The organism is Sphingomonas sp. Root720, assembly GCF_001428605.1.
In the GTDB taxonomy this organism is placed as follows: domain Bacteria; phylum Pseudomonadota; class Alphaproteobacteria; order Sphingomonadales; family Sphingomonadaceae; genus Rhizorhabdus.
Genome location: NZ_LMID01000001.1, coordinates 333,838 through 347,097, shown reverse-complemented (window position 1 = coordinate 347,097; position 13,260 = coordinate 333,838). Strand labels below are relative to the sequence as shown.

The following is a 13,260-nucleotide window of genomic DNA, read 5'->3' as shown; positions in this document are numbered from 1 at the left end:
GCTTGCGACCTATTCCGCTCCCCGCGCGGCGCGCCTTGCGATTTCCGCATTGCGGATCACATTTCGCTGAATCTTGCCGCTGGGTGTCTTCGGAAGTTCGGCGGTGAATTCGATCTCGCGTGGATAGGCATGCGCGGAGAGACGGGCGCGAACATGCGCCTTGAGCTTCTCGGCGAGCGCTGGAGAGGCCGTCGCGCTGGCACTGAGAACGACGAACGCCTTCACGATTTCCGTGCGCTGTGGATCCGGAACGCCGATCGCCGCCGCTTCCGTGACCGCAGGATGTTCGATGAGGGCGCTTTCCACATCGAACGGTCCAATCCGGTAGCCGGACGACGTTATCACGTCGTCAGCCCTCCCGATGAAGGAGATCGTTCCGTCATCCCCGAGTTCGACGGTATCGCCTGTCCGGTAATAGCCTCCGGCGATAGCGGGCGTTTCCTGGTTGAGATACCCGCTGAACCAGTGCAGCGGCGACCGGGCGATATCAATCGACAATATGCCCGGCTGGCGCGGTCCCAACTCGCGGCCCTCGTCATCCAGCACGGCGACCCGGAAACCTGGCATCGCGAAGCCGGTCGATCCCTGACGAACCTTGTGGATCAATCCGTGGTGGTTGTTGACCACCATTGCCAGCTCCGTCTGACCATAATGGTCGTGGATCGGTACCGCCAGATTGGCTTCGAACCACCGGATGACTTCGGGATTCAGCGGTTCACCGGCGCTGCTTACCGCTCGCAGACGTCCCTTCAGGGCGGCGGCGGCATCCGGGCCGGCGTCGATCAAGCGCCGGAAGGCGGTCGGCGAGCCGGCAAGATTGGTGACCCCGAGCCGATCGATGACCTGATAGGTGCTCTCGACGCTGAAAGCCCCGTCATAGAAGGCCGTGGCGTTGCCGAGCAGGAGTGGACCGGTGACGGCGTAATAGAGGCCATAGGCCCACCCGGGATCGGCGATGTTCCAGAAGATGTCCTCGGGTGTCAGATCTATCGCGTCTCGCATATAGGTGATGAGCGCGAGAAGCGCCTTGGTCGGCACCGGCACTGCTTTTGGAAGGCCCACCGTGCCTGATGTGCCCATCATGAGAAACAGGTCTTCCGCGCGTCGCATCACAGGCTGGAATTTATCCGATCCCTCGGCCAGCGCGGCGCGAAGATCGACGTCGCCCGCAGGCGCGCTGGCCCCCGGGGCCGCTAATGTCGCCATCGGCGGGCAATTGGGAACATCCGCCAGCGTAGGGCGATTTGCCGTGTCGGTAACGACGAAGCGCGTTTCCGCTATCTTGAAGCGATGCTCGACCGTCTTTGGCCCGAACGCCGTGAAGAGAGGCTGGTATACCGCACCAAGCCTCCAGACACCGAGGACCGTCGCGAGGAGGGCGGGGGTGCGGGGCAACATTCCCGCCACGACGTCGCCCGGCTGGATGCCCTGTCGCGCGAGCATGTTCGCGATCCGCGCCGACATATCGCGCAGCTGCTCGAAACTGTAGTTTTCCTGCCGTCCGTCGGCAGATACCCAGCGCAGCGCGACCCGATCATTTCCACAATGACGATCGCAGCATTCGATGCAGACGTTCAGGCCATTTTCAAGATCGCCATTCAACTCTGCGGCCAGACGCTGCAGGCTGAACGTCGCAACGGCATCTTCATAGCGGCGTTGCGGTTTGCGGGTAGGCATGGCTTCCAACTTCGCTCCTTTCGCGATGCGCCGGCGGAAATTCGAGGATCTCGGTTTCCGTCACATTGGTCGGCCGCTGCAACTTCGACGAGTTCACCGGAGACTGCCTACGTAAAAAGCGCCGGCTTCGCAATTGAATTACCGTCCGTTCGGTTTATTATCGCGCGCTGCCGGAATTAGATCGAGCGTGGCGGAGCGTGCAGGGAATATTGGCATATTATCGAAATCGCATGGCGGGCTTGCCACATGCTGCCACGGAGCCGTTGCGCTATCTATCGGTCCGAACCCATGACGCGTGCGTGTGACCGGATCACCGTGAGCGCGCTTCTACCGATCACGAGCAGGCGAGGTCCTAGATGAGCGATATGATAACCACCGTCGACGAGCTGCGGCAGGTAATCGCCAAGCCCATAGCGATGATCGAAACGAAGGAGATCGACTTTCTCGACGAAGGCGCACGCGCCTGGATCTCGAAGACGCCGCTGGCCGTTTTTGGCTTCGGTGACGAACAGGGCATTGCGATAACTTTGGGGGGAGGGTGCCTAGGCTTCGTAAGCACGGACGTTCACGAACTCCGACTGCCTTCGGCCATGCTCGATGATCCCTCCGCGGCCCGGCAGGGCGCCGGTTTCGGCGCGATATTCCTGCTCCCCGGCATCACTGAAATCCTTCGCGTCAATGGCAAGGTGGTGGAGATTCTCGATGACGAAATCCGCGTGGCGGTTGAGGAGTGCTATACCCATTGCGGAAAAGCGCTGCTGCGTTCCGAATTCTGGTCGCCACCGGCCGATATCGTTGCTCCGGACGATCTCGCGGCATTCGCGCTGGCCAGTCGCTTCATGGCGCTCGCCACGATGAGCGCGCAGGGGCACGCCGACGTGAGTCCGAAGGGCGACAAGGCTGGCACGATGGTGAATATCGACGGAGAAGATCTATGGTTCGCTGATCGTCCCGGTAATCGGCGTGCGGACAGTTTTCGCAACATCATAACCCAGCCTAGGGTGGCTGCCATGCTGTTGATTCCGGGTACCGCAAATGTGGCCTGCCTGTCAGGAACCGCGCAGATCACGACGAATGAAGCGATCCGCTCCCAGTTCGCTGTTCAAGACAAAGTGCCGGCTTTGGCGACGCGCATCAGAGACCTCTCCGTTGAGTTGCGCCACAGCCCTGCACTCGCTCGAGCCGACCTATGGCCGGTCAGTGCGCCCACGGAAGGTATCAATCCCACGAAGATCGGGATCGCGCACCTTAAGTACAAGAAAGGCGTCGGGGTTAAACTCGTGGCGGCCATGGCCTCGATCCCAGGTCTCATGGATAAGGCTTTGAAGGACGATTATAAAAAGAATCTTTTTTGATTAGTGAACCATGGCGAAAAATAACTCCGCGATCCTTGCCTCGATATCGGGCCGCGGAACCCCTGCGACGGTTTCGGTCGAACGACGTCATCGACGTGCTGGCCGAGCTGTCCATCGAGCATGGGTCGCCTGATCATATCAGGTCCGATAATGGTCCCGAGTTCGTCGCCCATGCTGTGTGCGAACGGTTGGCCGCCTCGGGTCACCATCCTCTCTATCGAGTCGGGCAGACCTTTGGAGAAGGTCTATATCGCGAGCGTCAACCGGATGGTTCGAACGCAGCGGAAGATGCTGTGGCTGCTGCCGAGTGTCCCGGCGTGGTCACTGTCGCGGGGGTCGGGGAGCATAAGAAAGTCGCGAGTACCAGGGCGGCGATCCTGAAAAGCCGTTCGATTGATCGCGTCCTTGCCGCTGACGTTCCAGGCCCGCCGGATCAACTCGGTCCGCCGAGCATCTTCCTGAGCCCGCTGGCTCAGCGGGCTCTTCTGCCGGGCATAAAGACCACTGGGCTGGATGCGCAGGCCGACACATTGACCGAACCCTGAACTGGCCACGATGCGCGGCAACAAACGCGTCTCTCACTTTGCATCCCTGGCGAAATACGCGGTGGCTCTTTTTAGGATGTCGCGCTCCTCGGTCGCCCGGGCAGCTCCCGCTTCAACTGGCGGATCTCGGCGTCCTTGTTGGCATCGCCCGACACTTGCCTGGCAAGCTGCCGCTTTCACGCATAGAGCGAATGCCGACTGACCCCGAGCCGCTGCGAAACCTCCGCCACCGGATAACCTCGCTCCGTGATCTGCGACACCGCATCACGCTTGAACTCATCGCTGAAATTGGGCTTCCCCATCACCGCCTCCTGTCCTCAAAATTAGGATCGAAGGCGTCCAGAAACCTAGGGGCTACTCAGCCCTTAAAGTGGTTCCCCCCACCACGGGTGGGTTAGAGGCTAGAGATATTGCCTAGCTCCGCTGCTTCTAGAGGATTTGCGGAGCGGAGATGCGGATGTCCAAATGGCAGTTTACCAAGGGTTTGCACGAGACTGGTGATGGCGTGTATGCCTATCTGCAGCCAGATGGTTCGTGGGGCTGGAGCAATGCCGGCCTCATTGAAAGCCAGGGCGAAACTTTGCTGGTCGATACGCTGATGGGCGTCGACATCACCCGTGACATGCTGGAGGAGATGCGCCGGAAGGTTCCGCAGTCGGCGAAGATCGATCGGCTCGTCAACACCCATGCCAACGCCGACCATTTCCTGGGCAACGAGCTGGTCGCCGGGGCCGAGATCATCGCCGGTAAGAAGGCGGCCGAGGATATCGCCGCCACCAACATGGCGCGTCTGGAGCGGATTTTCGCCAAGGAAGAGACGGATCTCGGCGAAGCCGGCGAATTTCTCTATGAAACGATGGGTCAGTATTTCGACGTTTCGGGCGTGACGCTGACGCCGCCGAACCGTACCTTCGAAGGCGAATTGGACCTGATGGTGGGGGAGAAGCTCGTCAAGCTGATCGATCTCGGGCCGGCGCACACCAAGTCGGACACAATCGTCTATGTGCCCGGCGATCGCACGATCTTCACCGGAGATCTCCTGTTCAACGAGGGAACGCCGGTGATGTGGGCGGGCCCGGTCCAGAACTGGATCGATGCGTGCGATTATATGCTAAACCTCGATGTCGATGTTATCGTGCCCGGCCACGGGCCTATCGCCGACAAGGCCTCGGTTCGCAGCCAGAAGGTTTATTTCGAGTTCGTCCGCGACGAAGCGCGTAAGCGCTACGACGCCGGCATGGGCTGGGAAGAAGCGGCGCGCGACATGGTGCTGGGCGAATATGCCAAGTGGCTGGACGCCGAGCGGATCGTCGGCAACGTCTTCACCCTATACCGCGAGTTCGGCGAGACCTTCCCGGCGGGATATGAACTTCATGTCTACGGAGCGATGTCGCGGTGGCGCGACATGGTACGCGATGCCCATAGCAACCACGATCATCGCAATTGTAACCACGCCTGATCCAGAGCTGGCCACGGCGACCCGATGGCGCGACGTCATCGGGTCGCCGTGGCCGTATCGCTTCCTGAAAAGCGCAGGGCGGCGGCGCTCAGGCTTTCAATAAGCTGCTTTTCGAGCGCCCCGAGCGATCGTCCGGTGCGCAGGCTGTCGCCCTTCATCGAGGTGACGTCCACCTCGGTGGTGATGGTGAGCGAATGGGCGGCAAGTTCGAGCACGAAGCTGACATCGGCGCGCGAGGCGGACGGCAGCGACCGGTGCAGCGCGGAGACGAAGCGCCTGAGGATGGGTGCCAACGTCCGGGCGTTGACCTCATACCAGATTTCCGTCCCCATCTCGCGGCGATAGGCGCGGATGAAATCGCTCCAGAGCGCCCCATCCTCCTCGATCAGCAGGAAGACCGGGTGAATGAACGCATGCATTATCTCCTGCACGGGTGGCGCGGCCGGGGAGTAACGGTGATCGAGCTCTTCGAGGATCGCGATACGGGCGGCGCAAAGGGCGTTGGCCGTCGATTCGATGACCGTGGCGTACAGATCCTCCTTCGAACCGAAATGGTAGGAGATCATGTTGCCGTTCACGCCCGCCGCCCGGGCGATCTCCCGCAGGCCGGCGCCGTGCAGGCCCTTTTCCGCAAACAGGCTGGTTGCGGCATGGACGATCCGATCCTTCGGAACGATCGTCTCGTCGGGCTTGCGCCGTTTTCCTGTTGCGGTCATGTGCCCCCGACTTTCCGTTCTGCGAATGATCAAAAAATATCGCGCAGTTGTAGAAACCCCTGCGCCGTAGTGCAACGAGGCCTTGGCGGCCAAGGCCGGAGGCCGCGCTAGACGGTCAAACGGAGCTTGCCTTTGAGGAGCTTGCCCTGTGGCGAACGCGGAAGTGGGCTTTCCCAGAACTCGATCGATCGCGGGCATTTGTAGGAGGAGATCAGGCTCTTGCAGTGCCGTACCAGCTCATCCTTGTCGGCGACCGATCCCTCCACCAGGCGCACGATAGCGTGCACCCCTTCGCCCCATATCGGATCGGGGCGACCGATCACCGCGCATTCGGCAATGGCGGGATGCGATGCGAGCGCGTTTTCAACCTCGCTCGAATAGACATTCTCGCCGCCGGAAATGATCATGTCCTTCAGGCGGTCGACAACATAGAGAAAGCCGGCTTCGTCCATATAACCGGCGTCCCCGGTGCGGACCCAGCCATTGACGATGGTTTCCGCGGTGAGCTGCGGCTGATTCAGATAGCCCAACATGACGCCCGGGCCGCGCGCCATGATCTCGCCGACCTGCCCGAGGGCCACGTCCTTCAATTGCTCGTCAACGATGCGGATATCGGCGGCCATGGTCTGGCGGCCGGCCGACCGCAGATAGGAGCGGCTGTCGGAAGGATGGTGAAAGCGGGGCTCGAGGACGGCAACGGACGGAGACAATTCAGTTTGGCCATAACCCTGCTGAAACTCGGCGTTGGGAAACATCTCCATCGCTTCGGTGAGCAGTTCGGCGGAGATGGCGGTCGTGCCGTAGCGCACCCGCCGCATCGAGCCGAGATCCGCCAGGCGCTCGCGCAGATGGCGGCGCAGCATCACGAACATGGTGGGGACGAGCATGGCCACCGTTACGGCCTCGCGCTCGATCGCCTCGATCACCGCCGCCGGGCTGAAGGCGGGCAGCACGACATGCGTGCCTGCGAACATCGTCGTTCCGAGCACTGCGCCCGCGCCAGCAAGATGGAACATCGGCGCCGAATGCAGGAAGACGGGCTCGGGCGGGAAAGGCGCGATCGCGTTGACGTCGAGAATGTTGGAAATGAGGTTATAGTGCGAGAGCATCACGCCTTTCGATCGTCCGGTCGTCCCCCCGGTATAGACGATCATGCAGAGCGCATGGCTCTGTCGGCACGCATCCTTCATCGGTGTTGCGCTGGCGATCATATCCTCGGTGCGCAGCAGGCCGTCGGGGGTGGAAGCATCGCCGGCCGCCAGCACGACAAGATGCACGATGCCGCAGCGTTCGGCGAGCGACTGCCCCACCTCGTGCAGGTCTTCGCCCACGATCAGGACATGCGCTTTGGTTTCTTCGAGCGCCTGGCAATGCTCGGTCTCGGTCCAGCGGTAGTTTCCGGGCACGAGCACGCCGCCCGCCCACCAGGTCGCATACATTGCCTCGATATAGAGATCGGTGTTGCCGGCGATCAGCGCCACCCGGCCGCCGGCTTCCAGGCCGAGCGCGCGCAAGGCCGAGGCCAAGCGGGCGACGCGGTCCTGAAGCTCCTGCCAGCTGTGTCGGCGGCCGTCGAACACCGTGGCGTCCGCCTGGGCACGGATCTGAACGGCCCGGTGAATACCCTGGGTGATGTACACGTGCGTCTCTGCCCCTCGATCGGCTTGCAGGCGCAGAAGTGCGGCAAGATGCAGAGGTCATCCCCCCCTTTCTAGGGTGGGGACCGGGCGCCGCCGATTGCCGATGCGGCAGGGGCAATGGCGCGGCCCCGCTGCTCCGACAGTTTCTCGAGCGGAGTAGCCCAGCGCGATGACGGAGCGGCGCAGTTTTGGAATCGGCTTGCGCCTCGTCTCGGTGTTTCTCGCCGCGGTCGCCAATGCGACGATGAAACTGGCGGACGGCTATGGCGCGCGGCTGATCGACCTCCTCATATTCCGTCAGGCGGGAACGCTGCTGCTCGTGCTGGTGCTGGCGACGATGGGCCCCGGGCTCGCCAGCCTGAAGACGCGCAGGCTGGGCGCGCATATCGCACGATCCACCGTCGGCCTGACCGGCATGACCTGCATCTTCGCGGCGCTGCTCGTCCTACCTCTGTCGGAAGCGACGACGATCCAGTTCACTGTGCCGATGGCGGCCACGCTGCTCAGCGCGATCATCTTGGGCGAGGCGGTGGGGTGGCGGCGGTGGATCGCGGTGATGATCGGGTTTGTCGGCGTCCTGATGCTCGTCCAGCCGGGCTCCGTCGGCCTGCAATCCTGGGGCGCGCTGCTCGCCATCATCGGCGCGTTCTTCACGGCCGGCGTCCTCGTCCTATTGCGGCGCATCGGCCAGACCGAGGCCGCACTCACCACGGTTTTCTGGTTTTCGATCCTGTCGCTTATCGTCGTGTCGCCCTTCTACGCCATCTTATGGCGGCCGCATTCGCCCCATGTCTGGGCACTGCTCATCGCGGCGGGCATCATCGGCGGGGCCAACCAGTTGACTATGACCGCCGCGCTCCGCTTCGCGCCGGTCTCCGTCATCGTGCCAATGGATTATACTGCACTGATCTGGGCAATACTGTTCAGCTGGCTGCTGTTCGATCGGCTTCCGGGGCCCGCCATCTGGATCGGCGCGCCGCTCATCATCTGCAGCGGCCTGATGATCGTCTGGCGGGAACATGTGCTCGGTCGGGAGAGGACCGAGCGCGCCATCGTCTGACAGGCTCCCCGGTAAGGGGGGGGAGGGCCACAGGGCGACGGCGCTATCCACGGCCGACAACCGAAAGTTTTCGCCGCATGGATAGCAGTTCTCTTTTTCGTCTGGATGACCGCGTCGCTCTGGTGACGGGCGGGAGCAGCGGCATCGGCAAGATGATCGCCGCCGGCTTCGTCGCGCAGGGCGCGAAGGTCTACATCACCTCCCGCAAGGCCGGGATGTGCGCGGCGACGGCCGAGGAACTCGGCAGCGCCTGCATCGCCCTACCGCAGGACGTATCTTCGGTCGAGGGCTGCGCTAGGCTGGCGGCGGCGCTGGGCGAGCGCGAAGCGCGCCTACACATATTGGTCAACAATGCCGGGGCGGCCTGGGCCGCGCCGTTGGGCGACTTTCCCGAACAGGGGTGGGACAAGGTTTTCGACATCAACCTGAAAGCGCCCTTCTTCCTGACCCAGTCGCTGCTGCCGCTGCTGAAAGCCGATCGCGAAGGCGGGCATCCGGCGAAGGTGATCAACATCGCGTCGATCGAGGGCATCCGGCTGAGCGCACTCGAAACCTACAGCTATCACGCATCGAAGGCCGGGCTAATCCACCTGACACGAAGGCTGGCGGCGCAGCTCGTTGTCGATGGAGTGATCGTCAACGCCATCGCTCCTGGCGCCTTTGCGAGCGCGATGAACCGCAATGCGCGCGAAGACTCCGATAGGCTGTCCCGTCTCATCCCGGCCCGCCGCATCGGCGATCCCGAGGATATCGCGGCGGCTGCCATTTACCTCGCCAGCCGGGCGGGCAATTACGTCGTCGGTGAGACCATCGCGGTCGATGGAGGCTTGGCGCTGGCTTCGACGGGCGCGACGGTGGAGCCGTGAGGCGGGGCGACGCTGCGGCCGCTGCATTCGAGATTCACGTCATGGGGAAAGTCGCATGATCAAGACGCGTTTTACGAAGTTGTTCGGTGTCGATCACCCTATTGCGCAGGGTGGGATGCAGTGGGTCGGGGTCGCCGAGCTCGTGTCGGCGGTCGCCAACGCCGGCGCGCTGGGTTTCCTAACCGCGTTGACCCAACCCACGCCCGAAGCGCTGATGAAGGAGATCGCCCGGACGCGGGAGATGACCGACAAGCCGTTCGGCGTGAACCTGACGATCCTGCCGGCGATCAATCCGCCGCCCTATGCCGAATATCGCCAGGCGATCATCGAGAGCGGCATCAAGGCGGTGGAGACGGCGGGCTACAAGCCGCAGGAACATGTCGACGAATTCAAGAAGCACGGCATCAAGGTCATTCATAAATGCACCGCGGTCCGCTACGCGCTGTCGGCCGAACGGATGGGCGTCGATGCGATCTCGATCGACGGGTTCGAATGTGCCGGCCATCCCGGGGAAGACGATATTCCGGGGCTGATCCTGATTCCAGCAACGGCCAACCAGCTCACTATTCCGATGATCGCGAGCGGTGGCTTCGGCGATGGCCGGGGTCTGGTCGCGGCGCTTGCCCTGGGCGCGGACGGCATCAACATGGGCACGCGCTTCTGCGCGACCCAGGAGGCGCCGATCCACCCTAATTTTAAGGCGCAGATGGTCGCCAACAGCGAGCTAGACACTAACCTGATGTTCCGGAGCTATCGCAACACGGCGCGCGTGGCGAAAAACAGCATTTCGACCCTCGCGGTCCAGCTCGAACGGGAAGGCAAGACCTTCGAGGAGATCAGCCATCTGGTGCGCGGCACCCGTGGCCGCGCCGCGCTCGGCAATGGCGACCTCGAAGGGGGCACCTGGGCCGCGAGCCTAGTGCAGGGGCTTATCTATGACGTGCCGACCGTCGGCGAGCTCGTAGCGCGGATCGTGTGCGAAGCGGAGCAGATCATCGAGAGGCGACTTCAGGTGATGGTCGAGCAGGCCAGCGCGCTTCGCGCGGCATGCTGATGAGCGCCGCCCTGCGACTCGCATCGCCCTCGTAACCGGCGCCAATAAGGGCATCGGCTTCGAGATCGCGCGGGGGGGCGCAAGGTGGCGATCATGTCTTCCTCGCCTGTCGCGACGGCACACGCGGCTCGATGGCAGCGGTTCGCCTGCTCTCGGAGGGCGGTTCGGTCGAACGGCTGGCATGCGATATTCGCAGCGACGCATCGATCGCCGCCGCCGTCGCGGCGATCGAACCCGTTGGCCGCCTCGTCAACAAAGCCGGCTTCGGCGCGGACGATCTGGAAGCGCAGAAGTCGGTGGAAGGTATCCGGGATATCTTCGAGACGAACTTCTTCGGCGCTGTCGCGATGACTTGGGCTGCGCGATGCGCCCATCAAGGTGAATGCGGCCCAGTTCGGGACATTGCGCGACCGACTCTTACCGGGAACAGCGACCGACCGGTCAGCCGCCCAGTGCGGGGCGACGCCGCTGCGTGTGGCGCAGCTTCCCTCCGACGGGCCGACCGGGGATTCTTCGAAGATGCCGGCCGCGCCCCGTGGTGAAGCCCCGCTGTCAATAGGCCGGATCGGTGTACCATGGAAAATAGTCGGGCATGTCGCGCGACACGCGATCGGGATAGTTGGCGGGGCGCTTATCCAGGAAGGACGCGACGCCTTCGGCGGCATCGGCGCTGCGGCTACGGGCCAGCACGCCCCGGCTGTCGAGGCGGTGCGCCTCCATCGGATGCTGCATCGTCAAGCCGCGCCACATCATCTGACGCGCCAGGGCAACCGACACGGGAGCTGCATTATCGGCAATTTCCTTTCCCAGATCATAAGCGGCGGCGAGAAGATCGGCTTCGGGCAGCAGGCGCTTCACCAGACCACCTTCGAGCGCTTCCTGTGCAGGGAAGACGCGGCCGGACATCGTCCATTCGAGCGCCTGGGAAATACCGACGACCCGCGGCAGGAAGAAGGAGGACGCCGCTTCGGGGACGATCCCGCGCCGAACGAAAACGAAGCCGAAGCGGGCCCCATCGCTCGCCAGGCGAATATCCATCGGCAGCGCCATGGTCGCGCCGATGCCGACGGCGACGCCGTTGATCGCGCCGATCACCGGCTTGAGGCAGCCGAAAATCCGGAGCGCGAGTTTGCCGCCCCGATCGCGCGCTTCCTCCGTCTCATAGGCGATCGATCCGTCCGGACGGATGAGTGTGTCGGAATGGTGGCGCTTTCCGAAGGTGCCGCCCCCCTGAAGGTCCGCGCCCGCGCAGAAGGCGCGGCCGGCGCCCGTGACGACCACGGCGCGGACTGCATCGTCGGCATCGACCAGATCGAAGGCGGCGATCAGTTCCTCGGCCATGGTGAAGGTCATCGCATTCATCCGGTCGGGCCGGTTCAGCGTGATCGTCGCGATACCGCTATCGACCGCGTAGAGGATATTCTCGAAACTCGACATCGACGTCAGGCCCTCGCCGGCGCGGGTTCGAAGCCGAGCACCGCTTTCGTTTCGAGAAATTCGTCAAAGGCGCGTTCGCCCCATTCGCGCCCGTTGCCGCTCATCTTGAACCCGCCAAAGGGTGCGGTAGGATCCTGAGCGCCATTGATGGCGACCTGGCCCGCCCGTAGACGGGCGGCGATCGCGCGCGCCGTTTCATGGTCGCTGCCGTTCACATAGGCGGCCAGGCCATAAGGCGTGTCGTTTGCGATGCGGATGGCGTCATCGATCGCGTCATAGCCGATGATCGTCAGGACGGGGCCGAAGATTTCCTCTTGGGCGATCGTCATGCCATTATCGACGCTGGCAAAAATGGTGGGTTTGACATAATAGCCGATCGACTGGCCATCGGGCTTGCCCAGGCCGCCGGCGACCAGCTCGGCGCCCTCGGCGATGCCGGCCTGGATCAGTTTCTGGATCTTCTGCCATTGGATCTCGGATACGACCGGGCCCATCCTGGCGCTGGAGGGATCGCCGACCGTGATACTCGCCACGGCCTCACGCGCCGCATCGGCTGCCTCGGCCATGCGGGCCGCGGGGACCAGCATGCGCGTCGGCGCATTGCAGCTCTGGCCCGAGTTGACCATGATATGCGCGACCCCGCGCCCGACATTGCGCGCGAGCTGATCGTCGTCGAGGACGATGTTGGGGCTTTTGCCGCCCAGTTCCTGATGCACCCGCTTGACGGTCGGCGCGGCATTATGCGCGACCTCAATCCCGGCGCGCGTCGAGCCGGTGAAGGAGATCATATCGACACAGACGTGGCTCGAAAGCGCCGCGCCGGCAGCCGGCCCGTCGCCCTGGATCATGTTGAACACGCCCGGTGGCACCCCGGCGGCGTCCATGATCTCGGCGAAGATTTGCGCGGAGAAAGGCGCGACTTCGGACGGCTTGAGTACCATGGTGCAGCCCGTGGCGAGCGCGGGGGCGACCTTACAGGTGATCTGGTTCAGCGGCCAGTTCCACGGAGTGATGAAGCCACACACCCCGATCGGCATCTTGTCGATTAGCGTCGCCCCGCGACGTTCGGAAAATTCATAGCTGGCGAGGATATCGATTGCCGAGGCGATGTGCACCCGGCCGATCGGAACCTGCGCCTTCTTCGCCAGCGCCGTCGGGGCGCCCATCTCCTGTGTGACGGCCGCGGCAAGGTCCTCGGCGCGTTCGTCATAGCAGGCCAGCACCCGCTTTAGTACGGCGAGGCGATCCTCCCGCGTGCTGTCTGACCAGGCCGGAAAGGCGCGGCAGGCGGCGGTGACCGCCGCATCGACATCCTCGCTCGTCGCCAATGCGATCGTGCCGTTCACCTGCTCGGTTGCAGGGTTGATGACATCCAGCGTCCCGGACGACATCGGATCGACCCATCCCCCGTCGATGTAGAATCTCAGATAATGTCGCATGCTCGTCTCCCT

11 protein-coding genes and 1 pseudogene are annotated in these 13,260 nt (G+C 63.3%); 6 read left to right on the top strand and 6 right to left on the bottom strand.

The features are described from left to right. Positions 1 to 9 precede the first annotated feature (9 nt). Complete coding sequence (locus ASE22_RS01615; RefSeq protein ID WP_056354047.1) at positions 10 to 1,677, bottom strand: AMP-binding protein; 1,668 nt, start codon at positions 1,675 to 1,677, stop codon at positions 10 to 12. 356 nt (positions 1,678 to 2,033) lie between these two features. Between ASE22_RS01615 and ASE22_RS01610 the strand changes: the two genes are divergently transcribed. Beyond that, a complete protein-coding gene (locus ASE22_RS01610; RefSeq protein WP_056354044.1) occupies positions 2,034 to 3,032 on the top strand; it encodes a pyridoxamine 5'-phosphate oxidase family protein in 999 nt (332 codons plus the stop codon). Between the two features lie 404 nt (positions 3,033 to 3,436). On the opposite strand, the pseudogene ASE22_RS26580 reads toward ASE22_RS01610, so the two are convergent. Continuing rightward, a pseudogene (locus ASE22_RS26580) lies at positions 3,437 to 3,879 on the bottom strand (transposase); the annotation flags it as partial. Between the two features lie 155 nt (positions 3,880 to 4,034). Between ASE22_RS26580 and ASE22_RS01595 the strand changes: the two are divergent. Then, a complete protein-coding gene (locus ASE22_RS01595) occupies positions 4,035 to 5,036 on the top strand; it encodes an MBL fold metallo-hydrolase (protein WP_056356190.1) in 1,002 nt (333 codons plus the stop codon). A gap of 35 nt (positions 5,037 to 5,071) precedes the next feature. On the opposite strand, the gene ASE22_RS01590 is transcribed toward ASE22_RS01595, so the two are convergent. Both ASE22_RS01590 and ASE22_RS01585 read right to left on the bottom strand, forming a co-directional pair. Continuing rightward, a complete protein-coding gene (locus ASE22_RS01590) occupies positions 5,072 to 5,845 on the bottom strand; it encodes a TetR/AcrR family transcriptional regulator (RefSeq protein WP_162248279.1) in 774 nt (257 codons plus the stop codon). 14 nt (positions 5,846 to 5,859) lie between these two features. Then, the gene (locus ASE22_RS01585) at positions 5,860 to 7,392 is read right to left on the bottom strand and encodes an AMP-binding protein (RefSeq protein ID WP_056354037.1); all 1,533 of its coding nucleotides are present in this window, start codon (positions 7,390 to 7,392) and stop codon (positions 5,860 to 5,862) included. Positions 7,393 to 7,561: 169 nt separating this feature from the next. On the opposite strand from ASE22_RS01585, the gene ASE22_RS01580 reads away from it, so the two are divergent. From ASE22_RS01580 to ASE22_RS01565, 4 genes are all read left to right on the top strand, one after another. After that, on the top strand, positions 7,562 to 8,452 hold the full coding sequence (locus tag ASE22_RS01580; RefSeq protein WP_056354034.1) for a DMT family transporter: 891 nt from the start codon (positions 7,562 to 7,564) through the stop codon (positions 8,450 to 8,452). A gap of 77 nt (positions 8,453 to 8,529) precedes the next feature. Continuing rightward, a complete protein-coding gene (locus tag ASE22_RS01575) occupies positions 8,530 to 9,318 on the top strand; it encodes an SDR family oxidoreductase (RefSeq protein ID WP_056354031.1) in 789 nt (262 codons plus the stop codon). A gap of 55 nt (positions 9,319 to 9,373) precedes the next feature. Further along, positions 9,374 to 10,372, top strand: coding sequence for an NAD(P)H-dependent flavin oxidoreductase (locus tag ASE22_RS01570; RefSeq protein ID WP_056354028.1), 999 nt, complete (start codon positions 9,374 to 9,376; stop codon positions 10,370 to 10,372). A gap of 44 nt (positions 10,373 to 10,416) precedes the next feature. After that, entirely contained in the window at positions 10,417 to 10,914 is a 498-nt protein-coding gene (locus ASE22_RS01565; RefSeq protein ID WP_082545763.1) for an SDR family NAD(P)-dependent oxidoreductase, read from the top strand. A gap of 10 nt (positions 10,915 to 10,924) precedes the next feature. Here ASE22_RS01565 and ASE22_RS01560 read toward each other — a convergent pair whose 3' ends face one another. Further along, positions 10,925 to 11,809, bottom strand: a complete 885-nt coding sequence (locus ASE22_RS01560) for a crotonase/enoyl-CoA hydratase family protein (protein ID WP_056354024.1) — start codon at positions 11,807 to 11,809, stop codon at positions 10,925 to 10,927. Between the two features lie 5 nt (positions 11,810 to 11,814). After that, the gene (locus ASE22_RS01555) at positions 11,815 to 13,248 is read right to left on the bottom strand and encodes an aldehyde dehydrogenase family protein (protein WP_056354022.1); all 1,434 of its coding nucleotides are present in this window, start codon (positions 13,246 to 13,248) and stop codon (positions 11,815 to 11,817) included. Positions 13,249 to 13,260 lie beyond the last annotated feature (12 nt).

What these genes read in the sequence shown, in the direction of transcription:
- ASE22_RS01615 (WP_056354047.1), bottom strand. Translation starts at nt 1,677, where the DNA reads ATGCCTACCCGCAAACCGCAACGCCGCTATGAAGATGCCGTTGCGACG.
- ASE22_RS01610 (WP_056354044.1), top strand. Translation starts at nt 2,034, where the DNA reads ATGAGCGATATGATAACCACCGTCGACGAGCTGCGGCAGGTAATCGCC.
- ASE22_RS01595 (WP_056356190.1), top strand. Translation starts at nt 4,035, where the DNA reads ATGTCCAAATGGCAGTTTACCAAGGGTTTGCACGAGACTGGTGATGGC.
- ASE22_RS01580 (WP_056354034.1), top strand. Translation starts at nt 7,562, where the DNA reads ATGACGGAGCGGCGCAGTTTTGGAATCGGCTTGCGCCTCGTCTCGGTG.
- ASE22_RS01575 (WP_056354031.1), top strand. Translation starts at nt 8,530, where the DNA reads ATGGATAGCAGTTCTCTTTTTCGTCTGGATGACCGCGTCGCTCTGGTG.
- ASE22_RS01570 (WP_056354028.1), top strand. Translation starts at nt 9,374, where the DNA reads ATGATCAAGACGCGTTTTACGAAGTTGTTCGGTGTCGATCACCCTATT.
- ASE22_RS01560 (WP_056354024.1), bottom strand. Translation starts at nt 11,809, where the DNA reads ATGTCGAGTTTCGAGAATATCCTCTACGCGGTCGATAGCGGTATCGCG.
- ASE22_RS01555 (WP_056354022.1), bottom strand. Translation starts at nt 13,248, where the DNA reads ATGCGACATTATCTGAGATTCTACATCGACGGGGGATGGGTCGATCCG.